At 65.4% G+C, this 16,007-nt stretch carries 12 protein-coding genes; 2 read left to right on the top strand and 10 right to left on the bottom strand.

Features of this window, described 5'->3' with window-relative positions:
* The first annotated feature begins 112 nt into the window (after positions 1-112).
* The gene (locus KUV74_RS03565) at positions 113-1,423 is read left to right on the top strand and encodes a DUF2252 domain-containing protein (protein WP_045992173.1); all 1,311 of its coding nucleotides are present in this window, start codon (positions 113-115) and stop codon (positions 1,421-1,423) included.
* Positions 1,424-1,436: 13 nt separating this feature from the next.
* On the opposite strand, the gene KUV74_RS03560 is transcribed toward KUV74_RS03565, so the two are convergent.
* The 10 genes from KUV74_RS03560 to dctP form a co-directional block, all read right to left on the bottom strand.
* The gene (locus KUV74_RS03560) at positions 1,437-2,312 is read right to left on the bottom strand and encodes an SDR family NAD(P)-dependent oxidoreductase (protein WP_222515640.1); all 876 of its coding nucleotides are present in this window, start codon (positions 2,310-2,312) and stop codon (positions 1,437-1,439) included.
* 95 nt (positions 2,313-2,407) lie between these two features.
* On the bottom strand, positions 2,408-4,372 hold the full coding sequence (locus KUV74_RS03555) for an acyl-CoA synthetase (protein ID WP_222515639.1): 1,965 nt from the start codon (positions 4,370-4,372) through the stop codon (positions 2,408-2,410).
* A gap of 74 nt (positions 4,373-4,446) precedes the next feature.
* Complete coding sequence (locus tag KUV74_RS03550; RefSeq protein WP_222515638.1) at positions 4,447-5,886, bottom strand: coniferyl aldehyde dehydrogenase; 1,440 nt, start codon at positions 5,884-5,886, stop codon at positions 4,447-4,449.
* Complete coding sequence (locus KUV74_RS03545; RefSeq protein WP_261395050.1) at positions 5,883-7,697, bottom strand: FAD-dependent oxidoreductase; 1,815 nt, start codon at positions 7,695-7,697, stop codon at positions 5,883-5,885. Before KUV74_RS03545 ends, KUV74_RS03550 begins: the two co-directional genes overlap by 4 nt.
* 81 nt (positions 7,698-7,778) lie before the next feature.
* Positions 7,779-8,804, bottom strand: a complete 1,026-nt coding sequence (locus KUV74_RS03540; RefSeq protein ID WP_045992169.1) for an AraC family transcriptional regulator — start codon at positions 8,802-8,804, stop codon at positions 7,779-7,781.
* A gap of 189 nt (positions 8,805-8,993) precedes the next feature.
* On the bottom strand, positions 8,994-10,517 hold the full coding sequence (locus KUV74_RS03535; RefSeq protein ID WP_222515637.1) for a malonate--CoA ligase: 1,524 nt from the start codon (positions 10,515-10,517) through the stop codon (positions 8,994-8,996).
* Positions 10,514-11,869, bottom strand: coding sequence for a malonyl-CoA decarboxylase (locus tag KUV74_RS03530; RefSeq protein WP_222515636.1), 1,356 nt, complete (start codon positions 11,867-11,869; stop codon positions 10,514-10,516). Before KUV74_RS03530 ends, KUV74_RS03535 begins: the two co-directional genes overlap by 4 nt.
* Before the next feature lie 76 nt (positions 11,870-11,945).
* Positions 11,946-13,295 carry a TRAP transporter large permease gene (locus tag KUV74_RS03525; protein WP_124802791.1) on the bottom strand — a complete coding sequence of 450 codons (1,350 nt, stop codon included), beginning with the start codon at positions 13,293-13,295 and terminating at the stop codon, positions 11,946-11,948.
* A complete protein-coding gene (locus tag KUV74_RS03520) occupies positions 13,295-13,852 on the bottom strand; it encodes a TRAP transporter small permease subunit (protein ID WP_222515635.1) in 558 nt (185 codons plus the stop codon). The genes KUV74_RS03525 and KUV74_RS03520 overlap by 1 nt, the downstream gene beginning before the upstream one ends.
* A gap of 67 nt (positions 13,853-13,919) precedes the next feature.
* Positions 13,920-14,915 (bottom strand): TRAP transporter substrate-binding protein DctP, encoded by a 996-nt coding sequence (gene dctP / locus KUV74_RS03515; RefSeq protein WP_222515634.1) that lies wholly within the window; start codon positions 14,913-14,915, stop codon positions 13,920-13,922.
* Between the two features lie 291 nt (positions 14,916-15,206).
* Between dctP and KUV74_RS03510 the strand changes: the two genes are divergently transcribed.
* A complete protein-coding gene (locus tag KUV74_RS03510; RefSeq protein ID WP_045992163.1) occupies positions 15,207-15,905 on the top strand; it encodes a GntR family transcriptional regulator in 699 nt (232 codons plus the stop codon).
* Positions 15,906-16,007: the final 102 nt, after the last annotated feature.

Raw genomic sequence — 16,007 nt, 5'->3', positions numbered from 1 at the left:
CCCTCTCCCAGACGGTATGCTTGAGGACAAGTCTATCGCGTCCTTGTCCCCACAATGGCGGAAATCGGCACTCACTGGAAGATCGTTGTCCCGCCCCGCACAGGAGAACCGCATGTCGCTACCCTTGACTCGCCACAATCGTCCGCGTCAGGTGCTTGACGCCATCGAGGCAGCCAATACCGGTCTCAGGGAAGACGACCGGCAGGCCAAGTTCGACAAGATCGCGGCCTCGCCCTACGCCTTCTTTCGAGGCACCAATCATCTGTACTGGGCCGATGTCTGGCATGACTGGCGCTTTTCGCTCTACGGCGGTCAGGTCGACACCCAGACCTGGTTGCAGGGTGACGCCCACGCCTTCAACTTCGGCGCCTATGGCCACCACGATGACCACGTGCGCTACGGCATGGACGATTTCGACGACTCGCTGATCGGTGACTATCAGTATGATCTCTGGCGCCTGGCCATCAGTCTGGTGCTGGACGCCCACGACAATCAGGGTCTTTCGCCCAAGGCGCTGCGCCGTGGTCTCAAGCACCTGGTGCTGGCCTACCATCGGGAGCTTGCCGACCATCGCCGAGGCGAGACCCCAGGGTACGTCAATGTGGAGAGCGCCAAGGGTCCGCTCAAGCCGTTCATGCAAAAGGTCGAGCGCAAGAAGAGTCGGGCCAAGATGCTCGACAAGTGGACCCGGCTCGACGATGACGGCCGCCGGCTCGAGCGTGAGGGCAAGCTGTCCAACCTGCCCGCCCACCTGGACAGCCAGTTGCGCAAGGCCATCAACGAGGAGTATCGCGATACCTTGAAAGGCGAGCGCAGCGAGTCCGAGGACGAGCACTTTCGCATCAAGGACACCGCGCGGCGTCTGGATGCGGGCACCGGTTCACTGGGACTGGACCGTTTCTACGTGCTGATCGAGGGTGGCAAGGACCACGAGCACGACGATGTCATTCTCGACGTCAAGGAGCAGCCGGGGCCGGCCGGGCTGGTGCTGATGAGCGAGGCCGGCAAGCGCGCCTGGAAGGCGACCTTCCCCCATGAGGGCATTCGCCATGCCGCCGCTTTCCACGCCATCGCCGAACACCCGGATATCTACCTGGGCTGGCTGCACCTGGGCGACAAGGTGTTCTCGGTGCGCGAGCGCTCGCCCTACAAGGAAGACTTTCCTACCCACAAGCTGAAGGGCGGCAAGGACTATCGTCAGCTGGTAAAGCAGTGGGGTGGCATCCTCGCCCGCGAGCACCTGCGCGGCGCCGCTGCGCTGACGCCGGACGATCCGGGCCGTTTTGCCCGGGCGGTGGGCCGGCGGGTCGACGGTCACCTCGATCAGGTGGTCGAGATGGTGACCACCCTGGCGCACAGCTACGCGCGTTGTGTGGCCCAGGACCATCAGACCTTTGTGCAGTCACGCAAGGATCGGCAGTGATGCCTGGCCTGGCTCAGGTCTGCTCGCCCGGCTCCAGCGGCTCGCGGGCAGGGCCTCGATAGACCCGCGCCAGGGTCCGCGTCATCAGCTTGCGCGACAGACCGGGCACCAGACGCATGCCAAGGGTGGCCAGGCGTGCCTGGCGGGTCGGCACGATCAGGTAGCCACCCTTGTGCAGTCCCGTGAGGGTATCGTCGGCGATGGCGTCCATGCTGGCCTTGGGGATGGACAGGGTCTGGGCGCGATTTTCCGGCGTCCGGTCCTGCTCAAGGGTGTCGACCATGGGCGAGTCGAACTCGCCGGGGCACACCAGCTGTACACGGATGCCCTGGGGCGCGAGCTCGTAGTAGAGCGACTCGGTCAGCCCCACCAGGGCGTGCTTGCTGGCGCAGTAGGGGGTGTAGCCGAAGACCCCGGTCAAGCCCGCCACCGAGGCAATATTGATCAGCCAGGCCGCGGGGGCATTGCCCTTGTGTCCGTGCTGGCGCCCGCCCTGGGCCGCCAGGAACGGCAGCGCCGCCCGAGTGGCGTTGAGCGGGCCGAAGTAGTTGACCTCCATGACCTCGCGAAAGTCCCGCTGGGTCAGTGTCTCGAAGTAACCCTCGCGCATTACCCCGGCGCAGTTGATCAGACCGTCGATGGCGCCGCTTTCGGCGGCGATGGCGGCCATGGCCTCCTGCGTCGCGGTTTCATCGGTGACGTCCGCCACCCGACAGTCGACCACCGCCGCCGGCGACTCGCCTCGCAGCGTCTCGAGCGCGGCAAGCAGGCGCTGTTCGTTGCAGGCCACCAGGGTGACCCGCGCGCCCTCGCGTACCAGCCGCTGTGCCAGCGCCAGGCCCAGACCCGAGGAACCTCCGGTGATGACGAAGTGACGATGTTCGAACATGGTGGCTCTCCAGCCGCCAGCCTGTCATGGCAGTCTGACAAGCGTGGCCTCTTGTGGATGGTGGTGGTCGACGGTGTGCCAAACGCTCTCGGTGATCAGGATGCCTGTCGCCAGCGACAGGGAATCGGGAAGGCCTCGAGGCGGGCCTTGAGAGAGGAGAGATCGACATCGCCCGGCACCCTGATCTCCGCCACCAGGCCGAGGGTCGCATCCTGGCATGCCGTGATGAGTGCCACCCCGGGCCCCAGTTCGGCGTTGGCGATCTCGCCATAGACCCGGGTGACCGCGTCCTGTCGCAGGGCCGGCTTGAACACCTTGCCCACCGCCGTCAGCGGAATGCTGTCGAGGATCCAGATGTTCTTGGGGATGGCGGCCTTCTCGGCCAGGTGGGCCTGACAGTGGCTGAGCAGGTCGTCTTCGTTGACCTGGCGATTGGGCTGCAGGCTGACGTAGGCCACCGGCAGTTCGCCGACCCGGTCGCAGGGCTTGCCCACGGCGGCGGCCATCTGCACCGCGGGGTGGCGGTAGAGCGCGTCTTCGATCATCTGTGGATCGATGTTGTGCCCCCCGCGGATGATCAGATCCTTGGCGCGCCCGGTGATCCACAAATAGCCATCGGCATCCTGGCGGGCCAGGTCGCCGGTGTTGAACCAGCCATCCTCGACCCAGATGTCGCGGTTCTGTTCGGGCCTGGAGTAACCGTCGAAGACGTTGGGGCCGCGGATCAACAGCGTCCCGATCTCGTTGACTGCACAGTCGTGCAGGTAGCGGCCCTGGTCGTCGAGGGCGACCACCCGAGCACCGGTATAGGGCAGCGCCAGGCCCACCGATCCCGTGCGACGCTCGCCTGCGAGCGGGTTGGCCATGCTGCCGCAGGTGCCTTCGGTCATGCCGAAGCCCTCGATCAGCGAGATGCCGGTCAGTTCCTCGAAGTGGCCGTGGACCGCCCGGGGCAGGGGGGCGCCGCCGCTCAATGCACTTTCGAGGCTCGATACCTCGGCGTCACCGAAGGGCACCTCGAGCAGGCGAGAGAAGATCGCCGGCACCGCACTGAAGAAGCTGACCCGGTGGCGCTCCACCAGCGACCAGAAGTTGTCGACCAGGCCGGGGCTGCGGAAGCCGCCCGGGGTGGCCAGCAGTATCTCGGCGCCGATCATCAGCGGCACCAGGCCGGTGATCAGTACGGCGTTGACGTGAAACAGCGGCAGGCCACAGAGGATCACCGCGTCCTCCCGGTGGCGAAACAGCATCTGCATCATCGCCGCGTTGGCCACCTCGTTGGCGTGGCTAAGGGGTGCCAGCTTGGGCAACCCGGTGGTGCCCCCGGTGTGGAACAGCGAGGCGCGCTCCTCGGGGTGAATCTTACGTTCATTGATGAGCCGATCGGCGGGGGCCCGATCGAGGCAACGGTCGAAGTCCTCGCACCAGTCGGCGGCGTCGGGCAGCGGCAGACGTTCGCGCAGAGCGCGGGCTTCGTCATCGCCGAGAAAGCGCGCGGCATCGACGTACAGCACCTTTTCGAGGCTCGGTACCCGGTCCTTGATGGCTTCCACCTTGTCCCAGATGTCGCTGCCCGGAAAGGGCGCCAGCGCCACCAGCACTCGGGTGCCGGCGGCGTTCATGATGCCGGCGATATGCTCGGGCTCCAGCATCGGGTTGATCGGGTTGACCACGCCGGCCGCCTCGCCGCCCCACAGGGTGAAGTGGGTCTGGGGCAGGCTCGGCAGCAGAAAGGACACCACGTCGTCTGAGTCCACGCCGAGGCGGTGAAAGGCGTTGGCAGCCTGCACCACACGGGCAAGAAACTCGGCGTAGGTGTAGCGCTGTCCCTGCTGCTGGGCCGTGGCGTCCATCACGAAGCGCAGCGCGGTGGCGTCGGGTCGGCGCCTGGCGCTGATCTGAATCAGCTCGAGGGTGCTGTCGGGCAGCTCCAGCGAGGCCCAGGGGGTCGCCTCGATGACCTCGATGTCGGCGCGATCGCGAATCGCCGGAAAACGACTAATTCGCTCGAGGTAGGAGGGCAGGGGCGAGGCTGCGGCGGAAGCGGTGTCGATGGTCATCTTGGTTTCTCGAGGCGTCGCGGCGTCAGGACCAGGCGCGACAGCAGCAATCGTAAGTGTTGTTGTTGAACGTGCTAGCGGACCAGCAACTGCATCAGTTTGAGGACCTTGTGGGTGGTGCTGGTGTAGGGCGGTATCAACAGTTTCATGCTGTCGACAGGGCCCTGACGGTAGACCGGGCGCATCTTGGAGAAGGTGATGAAGCCGTCGCGGCCGTGGTAGTGACCCATGCCGCTGTCACCCACGCCACCGAACGGCAGGTCATGCTGGCCCACGTGCAACAGTGCATGGTTGACCGAGACGCCGCCCGACTGGATACGCTCGATGTAAAGGTCCACCAGCGCCCTGTCCTGGGAGAACGGATACAGCGCCAGCGGACGAGGACGTGCGTTGATGTAGTCGATGACTTCTTCCGGCTGGCGGTAGGTCTTGACCGGTAGCAGCGGACCGAAGATTTCGCGCTGCATGATCTCCATGTCATCGGTCACGTCCAGCACCAGGTGCGGGGCGAACTTGCGGGTCTCAGGGTCGCTTGGCTGTTGCGACAGGGGAATCACCCGCGCGCCCTTGGCCCTGGCGTCCTCCAGGGTTGCCTCGAGCCGGGCGAAGGAGGCGTCGTCGATGATCGAGGTGTAGTCGGGACTAGAGAGGTCGGGGTAGCGGTGTCCGACGATGCCCTTGGCGGTGTCGACCAGGGCATCCACGCTACCTTCCGGGAGGAACAGGTAGTCCACCGTGGTACAGATCTGGCCGGCGTTGAGCAGCTTGACGAACAGGATTCGCCGAGCGGCCTCGGCCAGGGAGAAGTCCGGGGCGATGATCGCCGGTGCCTTGCCGCCCAATTCCAGGGTGACCGGGGTCAGGTTGTCGGCGGCGTTGGCCATGACCTTGCGCCCGGTGGCGGTGGACCCGGTGAACACCAGATGGTCGAAGGGCAGGCGGGTGAAGTGAGGCCCCAGCTCGCCGTCGTCGGCGAAGAACTTGAGCTTTTCCTCGGGGAAGTAGTCGGGGCTGAGGTCGATCAGCAGCTGGGCCAGTCGGGGAGAACGATCCGACATCTTGACCAGCGCCCGGTTGCCGGCGGCGAAGATGCCGATCAAGGGGGCGAGGCTCAGGTTCAGCGGAAAGTTCCAGGGCACCAGTACACCGACGACGCCCAGCGGTTGCGGGATGACGCTGTTGCGTGCACCGAAGTAGAGGCTGTGGTCGACCCGGCGGCGCTGGGGCTTCATCCACGACTTCAGGTGCTTGATGGCGTCCTTGATATCGCCGAGCACCACCACGAACTCGCAGAACAGGGTCTCCTCGCGGGAGCGATTGCCGAAGTCGTCGCTGATCGCCTGGACGAACGCCTCCTGGTGGTCCTTGAGCATGTTGGCCAGGGCCTTTAGGTGGCCGATGCGCTCCCGGTAGCTTGGTACCGGCGCCGCCAGATAGGCGCTTCGCTGCTGGTGGAAGGACTGCTCAAGCTGATCGAGGGTGCGGGGATCGGGTGACATCAAGGGGGCATTCATGCGTCGACTCCAGAGGTCGCGGTGGTCGTTGTGGCGGCGTCGCTGGCAATCAGGCCGTGCAGGTCGCCGTGGCCGTCCAGGGCCGAGCAGGAGCCCGGCAGGGGCTTGGAAAAGTGGATGCGGGACACCTCGGCGGCCCGTCCTTCATCGAACACAGGCTCCTCGGCCCAGGCGTACTCCGCCAGGGCGAGGATGGTCAGCGAAGGGTTCACCCCCAGGTTGCCGGGAATCAGCGAGCCATCGATGACCCTTAGATTGTGGTAGCCGAAGGCGCGACCGCGATCATCGACGACGCCATCCTCGGCGCTGGTGCCGATGGCGACGCCACCCATCAGGTGGGCGGTGCTGGGGGCGCCGGAGAGCACTTCGGTGGCCACGTTGCCGGCCTCGCCGCCACCGGCGGCCTCGACGAAGTGACGCGCCGCCTCGTGGGCGATGGGGAAGTAGTTCGACAGCGCCCGGTCATCCTTGTCCTGGTATACCGACCAGCCGGGCTTGAACATGGTGTACCAGGGGCGCTGGCTCTTCAGGTGGACGTAGGTGTCCCTGGTCTGCATCACCAGAAAGATGATCGAGTGTTTCGACTTGCCCACCGGGTTGAGCATTCGCAACGTGGTCAGCGGCTGGCGCAGGATATTGATCAGCATGCTGACCGAGCGCGGCACCTGACCATGGGTATCGGTCAGCGGCACGGCGCTCTGCAGCGCGAAGGTGGCGTCGCCGTAGCGGGGGAAGCGGTTGATCTCGATACGGGTCTCGTCGTCGGGATCGAACATCGAGGTGATGGTCGGGCCGTGGCAGATTTCCTGGGGCTGGCCGCTGGCGTCGGCGAACCTGGCGGTGTTGACGATCAGCGTCTCGGAGTTGGTGCGGACCTCTCGTCCCAGGCGCGATGACAGCCGGGGCAGGGTCTGGTCCTGGTCCCTGGCCTTGAGCAGCAGCGGGATGGTGCCGAATACGCCGGCGGACAGCACCAGGCCCCGGCAGCGCAGCCGGTAGGGCTTCTTGGCGAACCAGGCGGTGGAGGACTGCACCGTAATCTCGTAGCCGGCGCTGCCGTCGCGCTGTCCCTTGGCATCGGGCAGCGCCTCGATGCGCGTGACCTCACTCTCGGCGCGTATTTCCACGCCGTTGCGTTCGGCAAACCACAGGTAGTTCTTGACCAGAGTATTCTTGGCGTTGTGGCGACAGCCCATGGTGCAGCCGCCACAGTATTGACAGCTGTTGCGCTCGGGGCCGTCGCCGTCGAAGTAGGGATCACCGCGCTCGGCGCCGCTGGCGTCGTCGGGATCCTCGGGAAACAGCACCCCGGTATTGACCCTCTGGTAGGTGTGTTCGCGGCCCATGCGCCTTGCGGTTTCCTTCAGCGCTTCGTCGGCGGCGTTCTCGTAGTGGCTACGGGTGACACCGAGCATGCGCTGGGCAAGGCCGTAGAAGGGTGCCAGGCGTTGCTTCCAGTCGCCATGGACCCGGGTCCAGGACTCGGCGGCAAAGACCTCGTCCTTGGGAATCAGGTGCACATTGGCGTAGACCAGCGAGCCGCCGCCGACGCCGACGCCGTGCAGGGCGGTGATCTTGCGGGTCAGGCTGATCTGCAGATTGCCGGTCAGACCGAGCCTGGGGGCCCACAGGAATTTTTTCAGGTTCCAGGAGTTGTCCGAAAATTCCTCGTCCTTCCAGCGCCGGCCCTTCTCCAGCATCAGCACGCGATGGCCCTTTTCCGAGAGCCTCAGCGCGCTCACCGAGCCACCGAAGCCGGTGCCGATGATGATCTGGTCATAGTCGAAACGGTCGTCTTGGCTGGACGTCATGGACTGGCCCCTCACGCTGTCGTTGTTGTCTACACCGAGCATAGTGAAGGCAGGGCCGGACGGATTGACCGAAGGCGCGCGCTACTTGACAGATCGCGCAATATCGAGCGTTTCGGTCTTATGCTTTCGTCGCCATTGGGCGGGACTCTCGCCCATGATCCGCTTGAAGCTGCGGGTCAGGGCGCTCAATTGGCTGTAGCCAAGCAGGTCGGCGATCTCGGTCAGGCTCAGTTGGGTGTCGAGCATGTAGACCCGAGCGCTGCGCATGCGCACGCGATCGAGCAACTGCTGGAAGCTCAGGCCGCGCTTGAGCAGGCGGTCCTGGAGGGTACGTGGTGGTACGTCCAGGGCCTGGGCCACGGCCTCCAGGCTGACCTGATCGAGCGGCAGCAGGTTGGTGATGATCCACTCCACCTTGCTTTCGATGTCGTCCCAGCGATGACGGTGCATCAAGGAGTTGATCAGGTGCCGCAGGGCCGGACTGCCTCCGGCGATGGCGTGGTCGAGACAGCTGCGGTCGAACACCAGGGTGTTCTCGGGATGATTGAAGCGCAGCGCCGAGTGCAGCTGCTGGGTGTAGGGTTCGAGGTCTCGTGGCTCCTCGCCGCACAGGTAGACGGCGCGTAGCTTGATCGGCTCGCCGTAGAGGAAGGTGAGGATGTTGTAGGCGCCCATCAAGGTATTGTCGTTGTGCTGGCGCGATGGGGCACTGCGCCCGGGCACACGATAGGTGAAGTGGTAGTAGGCCTGGTCATCGCGCTCCTCGAGACGCACATCGAGCCCTTGCACGTGGCGGCCGATTTCCTCGGCCACGGTGACCATCGCCTCGCGCAGGGTGGCGCACTGCTGGATCAGCAGGCCCACCATGCCCAGCATCGAGATATTCTGGTAGCGCCCCAGCAGCAGGCCGAAGTGGCGACAGCCGCTCATCTGGGCACCCAGTTCGAGCAGGTCGATCTTGGTGGCCACCGGAATCAGGCGGTCCGGCCGGTCGAGGTAGTCCGGCGGCAACGACAGTCGTGCCAGCGCCTGGTCGGCATCGACACCCTGCTCGTCGAGCAGGGTACGGTAGCCGGTCAGGGCCGCGGCACGCACCATGGGCTGCATGGGGGTATCTCCGGGACAGGGTGTGATCAGTATATCGCTCTGTGCGCGGGGCCGCGCTTGGTCAAAAGATATAGATGCCAGGCCTCTAATATGCCGAAGCGGGAGGTGCTGGAATACGCCGGCGGCGCCCCGCAGGGCGCCGCCGATGATGGAGCGAATGTCGAGCTGCGCCGAAAAGGCGTCCCGGACTCAGCGATAGGTGTCCTTGAAGCGATCGCGCAGCTGATTCTTCTGCACCTTGCCCATGGTATTGCGCGGCAGGCTGTCGACGAAGAATACCCGCTTGGGCTGCTTGTAGCGGGCCAGCTTGTCGCTCAGCGCGGCGATGACGTCGGCCTCCTCTGGCGAGGCGCCTTCGGCGGGCACCACCACCGCGGTCACCCCTTCGCCCAGGTCCGGGTGGGGCAGGCCGATGACCGCAGATTCGACGACGCCGTCCATCTCGTCGATATGCCCCTCGACCTCCTTGGGGTAGACGTTGTAGCCGCCGGAGATCACCAGGTCCTTGTCGCGTCCGACGATCTGCACATAGCCCCGCTCATCGATCTGGGCCAGGTCGCCGGTGATGAAGAAGCCATCTTCCAGCAACTCCTCGGCGGTCTTCTCGGGCATCCGCCAGTAGCCCTGGAACACATTGGGGCCACGCACCTCGAGCATACCGATCTCGCCCTGGGGCAGCGGCGTATGGTCACCACCCTCACGGTCGGTGATGCGTACCTCGACGCCGGGCAGCGGCATGCCCACGGTGCCGGCGATGCGATCACCGTCGTAGGGGTTGGAAGTGTTCATGTTGGTTTCGGTCATGCCGTAGCGCTCGAGGATGGCGTGGCCGGTGGCGGCCTCGAAGGCCTCGTGGGTCTCCGCCGTCAGCGGCGCCGACCCCGAGGTGAACAGGCGCATGCGGGCGGTGGCCTCGCGGGTCAGGCGGGGATCCTTGAGCAGCCGGGTGTAGAAGGTCGGCACCCCCATCATGGTGGTGCCTTCGGCCATTTCCTCGAAGATCACGTCCGGGTCGAACTTCGCCAGGAAGCGCATGCTGGCGCCGGCCATCAGGATCACGTTGCAGGCCACGAACAGCCCATGGGTATGGAAGATCGGCAGGGCATGGATCAGCCGGTCGTGCTCGTCGAAGCGCCAGGCCTCGACCAGCGACTCGGCGTTGGAGCCAAGGTTACGATGGCTCAGCATGGCGCCCTTGGAGCGGCCGGTGGTGCCGGAGGTGTAGAGGATCGCGGCCAGGTCATCCGGCCCGCGCTCGAGCATCTCGGTGGCCGGTGTGGCCGCCTCGGCGGCCTCCATCAGGCTACCGTCGGCGGCGGTGCCCAGGGATTCGACTCGGGCGCCACCGCAGGAGGCAGCGACCTCGCGGGCGGCCGTGAGTGAATCCGGGCGGCAGACGAACAGGGCGGGTTCGGCGTCACCGAGGAAGTAGCGAATCTCCTCGCTGGTGTAGCCGGTATTGAGCGGCAGGTAGACCCCGCCGACCTTGAGGCTCGCCAGGTACAGAAGGATCGCCTCGGGGCTCTTGTCGACCTGGACGGCGACCCGGTCACCGGGCCCCACGCCGAGCGCGACCAGTGCCCCGGCGAGCCTGGCCACCGCTTCCAGCGCATCGCTGTAGCGGTAGTCACGGCCTTCGCGGGTGGTGATGAAGGGCGCGTCGCCACGCTCGGTCATGCGCTTTTCAAAGGTGGCAAAGAGGTTGTGATTCATGTGACGGGATCTCCCTTCAAGTGCTTGCGGGCGCGACGACGCTGGTCCCTGACCTGAGACGAGCAGGCCACCTTGCCTTCGGTGGTGTAGCGCTCATGGTTGCCTTCGATGTCGTCGAGCACGTAGAGATAGTTGACCATCAGTGAGCCGAACTGTGACAGCCCCCGGCGAGAGGTATCACCGAGCCAGTTGATGCGGTGCAGTTCGGCGCCATTGCCGAGATGGAAGCGGGCGACGGTATTCAGCGGCAGATTGCGCGCGTTGCGCTCCTTGGTGAGGTAGTGAGCGGCCAGCGGCTTGATCACCTCACCCAGGGCCTTGCTGCGCTCGGGGTCCTCGAGCCAGCCGTCTTGATCGAGCTCGGCCAGCAGGGCGCGGGTGTCGTCGTCGAGGCGACCGCGTTGGTCCTGACGTTCGGCGTCCAGCCAGGCGCGAAAGCCGGGTACCGGTGACAGGGTGACGAAGTTCTTCAGCCGCGGCAGTTCCGACTTCAGCTCCTTGACCACCTGTTTGATCAGGAAGTTGCCGAAGGAGATGCCGCGCAGGCCGACCTGGCAGTTGCTGATGCCGAAGAAGGCCGCACTGTCGGCATCTTCGGCCTCGATGGCCTCGTGGTTGGCGTCCAGGATCGGCTGGATGCGCTCGGGCATGCCCCTGGTCAGGGCCACCTCCACGAAGATCAGCGGCTCGTCGCCGATGGCCGGGTGAAAGAAGGCGAAGCAGCGCCGGTCCCGGGCGTCGAGGCGCCTGCGCAGGTCGTTCCAGTCGCAGATCTCGTGCACCGCCTCGTAGCGGATGATCTTCTCCAGTACCGCCGCCGGGGTGTTCCAGTCGATCCGCTTGAGCACCAGAAAGCCACGATTGAACCAGGATGCAAACAGGTGGGCGAAGTCGGCATCGAGCGCCTCCAGCGCCGGGAAGGCCTTGAGCCGGGGCAGCAGGTCCTCGCGCATGCGCACCAGCTCATAGGTGCCGCCGGCGGTCAGGTTGAGCCGGCGCAACAGCTCCTGGCGCTGCGGTTCGCAGGCCTCGAACAGTCGCTGCAGGTCGACATTGCCGCGACTGTCCCGGTAGCACTCGTAGGCGCCGTCGACGGCCTCGGGATCGGCACTGAACTGCTCGGTCAGGCACTGGAAGAAGCGCGTCTTCTCGTCTTCATCGAGGCAGCTGTAGCCGTCCAGGGCCTGGCCGGCCAGGGCGATGCTGGAGGCCTCGCCATCGCTTTCCAGAAGCTTGCGACAGGCGTCGATCACCTGGGTATGTTCCAGCGGCGGGCCATCGCCCCGGCGTCTGAGCAAGGCGTCACGCTGGGTGATACTGGAGAACAGTTCCTGCAGAAAGCTGAAGTTCATCGGGGACATCTCCTCGGGGCTGGGCCAGGTGGGAGCGGGCCTGGTGGCCCGCTGGTCACACGCGTCGGCGTCGGGATCATCCGGCGCTCTCCATGATCAGGTCCGGCAGCCAGGTGGCGATGCCCGGGAAGAAGCACAGCAGCACGATGCCGAGCACCATGCACAGGGCGTAGGGCAGGCTGCCGAGCAGGATGTCCTTGAGCGCGATATCCGGCGCGATCCCCTTGATGATGAACAGGTTAAGGCCCACCGGTGGGGTGATCAGGCCGATCTCCAGGTTGATGGTCAGGACCACCGCGAACCAGTAGGGATCGAAGTTGGCCGCCAGAATGATCGGCAGCAGGATCGGCGCGGTCATCACGATCACCGCCACCGGCGGCAGGAAGAAACCGGCCACCAGCAAGAAGACGTTGATGATCCCCATCAATACCCAGCGATTGACCTCCAGTGCCGCGATCGCCTCGGCCACCGTCTGGGTGATGAACAGCGACGACAGGGCGTAGGCGAAGATCTCGGCGCAGGCGATGATCAGCATGATCATCACGCTCTCGCGCAGGGCGTCGCGCATGATGGTGGTGAGCGGTTTCACCTGCCACATGCGGTAGACCACGATGGCCAGGGCCAGACACAGGAAGGCCCCGGCGCCGGCCGCCTCCGAGGGCGTGGCGACACCGCCGTAGAGGGCGAACAGGATGCCGCTGACCACCACCAGGAAGGGCAGCACCCGCACCAGCGCCTTCATGTTGGTCTCGACGTTCCTGGCGACGGTGTCCTTGAGCTCGCGGGCGGCGTCGGCGACGGGGCTGGGGGTGTCATAGCCACCGGCCAGCTTGCACGCGATCAGCGTCCAGGCCATGAACAACAGCGCCAGCATGATGCCGGGCAGGGCGCCGGCGATGAACAGCCGTCCGATCGAGGTCTCGGTGGAGATGCCATAGACGATCATGGTGACCGAGGGCGGAATCAGGATGCCCAGGGTGCCGCCGGCGGCGATGCAGCCAGCCGCCACGCCGTCGGGATAGCCGCGCTTGCGCATCTCGGGGATACCCAGCTTGCCGATGGCGGCGCTGGTGGCAGGCGACGAGCCGGACAGGGCGGCGAAGATCGAGCAGGCGCCGATATTGGAAATGGCCAGTCCCCCCGGCACCTTGCCGAGCCACAGGTCCAGCGAACGGTAGAGGTCGCGGCCGGTGGGGGAGGAAGCCACGGCAGCGCCCATCAGGATGAACATCGGAATCGCGACGAAGCCGAACGACGCCAGGCTGCCGAAGAAGGTCTCGCCGAAGTAGGTCAGCTCACTGACGCCCCGGTCCATCACCAGGGCGGCGAGGGACACGCCGCCGAGGGCGAAGGCGATGGGTGTGCCGATGGCCATCAGCACGAACAGGGCGGTAACGATAAGGATGCCACTGGTAACCGGATCCATCAGCGTGCTCCTCCCAGAATTTCCGCCAGGTACTGCAGCGCCAGCAGGGTCGAGCCCAGCGCCAGCGGCACCAGCGCCGGCCACAGCGGCGGATTCCACACCGTGCCGGTGGTCCAGCCTCCGTGGTAGGCCTCCAGCAGGTAGAGCCAGGAGCCGTAGGCCAGGGCGATGCAGAAGGCCAGGCCGCACAGTGAGGCGACCAGGTTCATGGCGCACTTGATGCCGCCCTTGAGCGCATCGGGCAGCACCGTGACCGCCACCTGGCCGCCGGTCAGCAGCACATAGGGGGCGCCCAGTAGCATCGCGCCGGTGATCGAGAAGATCGCGAATTCGGTCTGCCAGGTGGTGCTTTCACCGAGCAGGTAGCGCACGAAGATCATGTGGCAGACGGCCAGCACCCCTGCAAAGAGGGCGGCGCCGGCGACCACTGCCATAGCGATGGATAGCCGGTCCATCAGCCGACAGAAAGCGCCCACCGGGCCGGAAGCATGTCGCCGGGAACCGGGGGCTGCGGGTGCAGAGACGTGGGGGGGAGAGTGGGACGGTGTGTGTGACATGGAGCCTCCGAGGTGACACGACAGCGACGAACGACGAGGCGCGGCCAGCGGCCGCGCCCACCTCGGTCTATTCCACCGCCAGGGCGGCGTCGATCAGTGCCTGGCCGTTGTCGACGTTCTCGGCAAAGCTCTTGTAGGCGCTCTCTTTCGCTACCTCGAGCCAGGCGTCGTAGTCTTCCTGGGACATCTGGACCACTTCGACGCCGTTTTCCTCGAACACTTCCACCATGGTCTGGTCGAGCTGGGCGGCCTGCTCGGCGAAGTACGCCTCGGCCTTCTCGCCAGCATTGATCAGTGCCTGCTGTTGCTCCTCGTTGAGCCCGTTCCAGCTCTGCTCGGAGATCAGGATCGGCTCGTACATGAACCACAGGGCGTTCTCGCCCGGCGCCGTCAGGCAGCTGACCTGCTCGTAGATGCGATAGGAGACGAAGGAACCCGACGAGGTGTTGGCGCCGTCGAGCACGCCGGTCTGCATGGCGGTGTAGATCTCCGACGAGGGCATCGAGGCGATGGAGGCGCCGGCGGTGGCCAGCATCTCGTCGAAGGCCGGGCCAGCCGCGCGCATGGTCTGGCCCTGCACCGTGTCGGGCGAGGTGATGCACTGTTGGTTGGAGGCGAAGCCGCCAGCCAGCCAGGCGTCGGCCAGTACCCGGGCGCCGGCGTCCTCGATCACCTGCTTGATCATGTCCATGAACTCGGAGTCGTTGAGGCGCTGGGCACGCTCGTGATTGCGCACCAGACCCGGCATCAGGGTGGCCGAGAACTCGGGGTGGCGACCGCTGGCGTAGTCCAGCGGCAGCGAGGTCATGTCCAGGCGGCCGCGTACCAGCGCGCCCCACTGCTCCTTGGCCTTGAACAGCGACTGGCCGGGATAGACCTGCAGGGCCAGGTCGACGTCGGCGGCTTCGACCTCCTTGGCCATCAACTGGACCATTTCGTCGCGCACGTCGCCCTGGCCACCGGGAAACTGGTGGGACACGCGCAGGGTGGTCTCGGCGCTGGCAATAGACGCGCTGGCGGTGGCGATGGCGGCGACGGCGAGAGTGAGAGCTTGGCGTTTCATGGTGACTCCTCGAGGCGTTGTTGTTGTGATGATTGTTGTAGTGGGTGTTGTAGCGAGCGTGATGATCAGTGTTGTGGTGGTGGGATAAACGCGCCGAGGTCGGCGCGGGGGATGGAGGCCAAACATTTTTTATCTGCTATGATGTATACATCAATAGCCAGCATGTATATTCCTGTCAATTCGTAGGGCTTAGACCATGGTGGGGTGAGGGCGCCGAGGGGTCAGTCGCATCAGGACAGGATATGCTGGAACGATTCGAGTTCAGCCAAGGGACAGCCAGGGGACAGCCATATGAGCAAGAAGCCCTCCAACGCCCAGCGTCTGCGGGACTCTCTCGAGGACGACATCATCAATGGTCGGCGCACACCGGGTGAGCGACTGGACCCCGAAGAGCTGTGCAGGACCTACCAGGTATCGCGTACCCCGGTGCGCGAGGCCATCCAGCAGCTGGTGGCCAGTGGCCTGGTGACCGTCTACCCCAAGAAGGGCACCTTTGTCGCCAGGCTAGGGCTCGAGCGACTGATCGAGATGTTCGAGGTGATGGCCGAACTCGAGGGCATGTGCGGTCGACTGGCGGCGCGGAGAATCTCAGCCGATGAACTCAAGGCCTTGCGCGACGCCTTCGAAGGATGTCGCCGCGCCGGCGAGACCGGTGACAGCGACGACTACTACTACGAGAACGAAGCCTTCCACAGCGTCATCTATCAGGCCAGCCACAACGCCTTCCTGGCCGAAGAGGCCCAGACCCTCAAGCAGCGGCTCAAGCCCTATCGACGCCTGCAATTGCAGGTGCGTTCACGCATGCAGAGCTCGCTCGATGAACACCGTGAGGTGCTCCAGGCGATCGAAGCCGGTGATGCCGAGAGCGCCGAGCGCATCCTGCGTGACCACGTGCTGATCCAGGGCGAGCGCTTCAGCGACTTTGTCTCCAGCGTGCGCAAGCTGGAGGAGGGTGGGGGCGAGTTGCGACGCGCCACTGCCTCGAACTAGCCGGGCTCTGCCGTACCGGGATGGTGGTGTCGCAAGCAATGTCGCTTGACGACCACCACAGGCAGGGCCGAGGGTAGTCGGCATCCCACTTGCCAGCCTGAG

This window comes from Halomonas sp. DP1Y21-3 (assembly GCF_019801245.1).
In the GTDB taxonomy this organism is placed as follows: Bacteria; Pseudomonadota; Gammaproteobacteria; order Pseudomonadales; family Halomonadaceae; genus Halomonas; species Halomonas litopenaei.
This window is presented reverse-complemented; position numbering and strand designations above follow the sequence as displayed.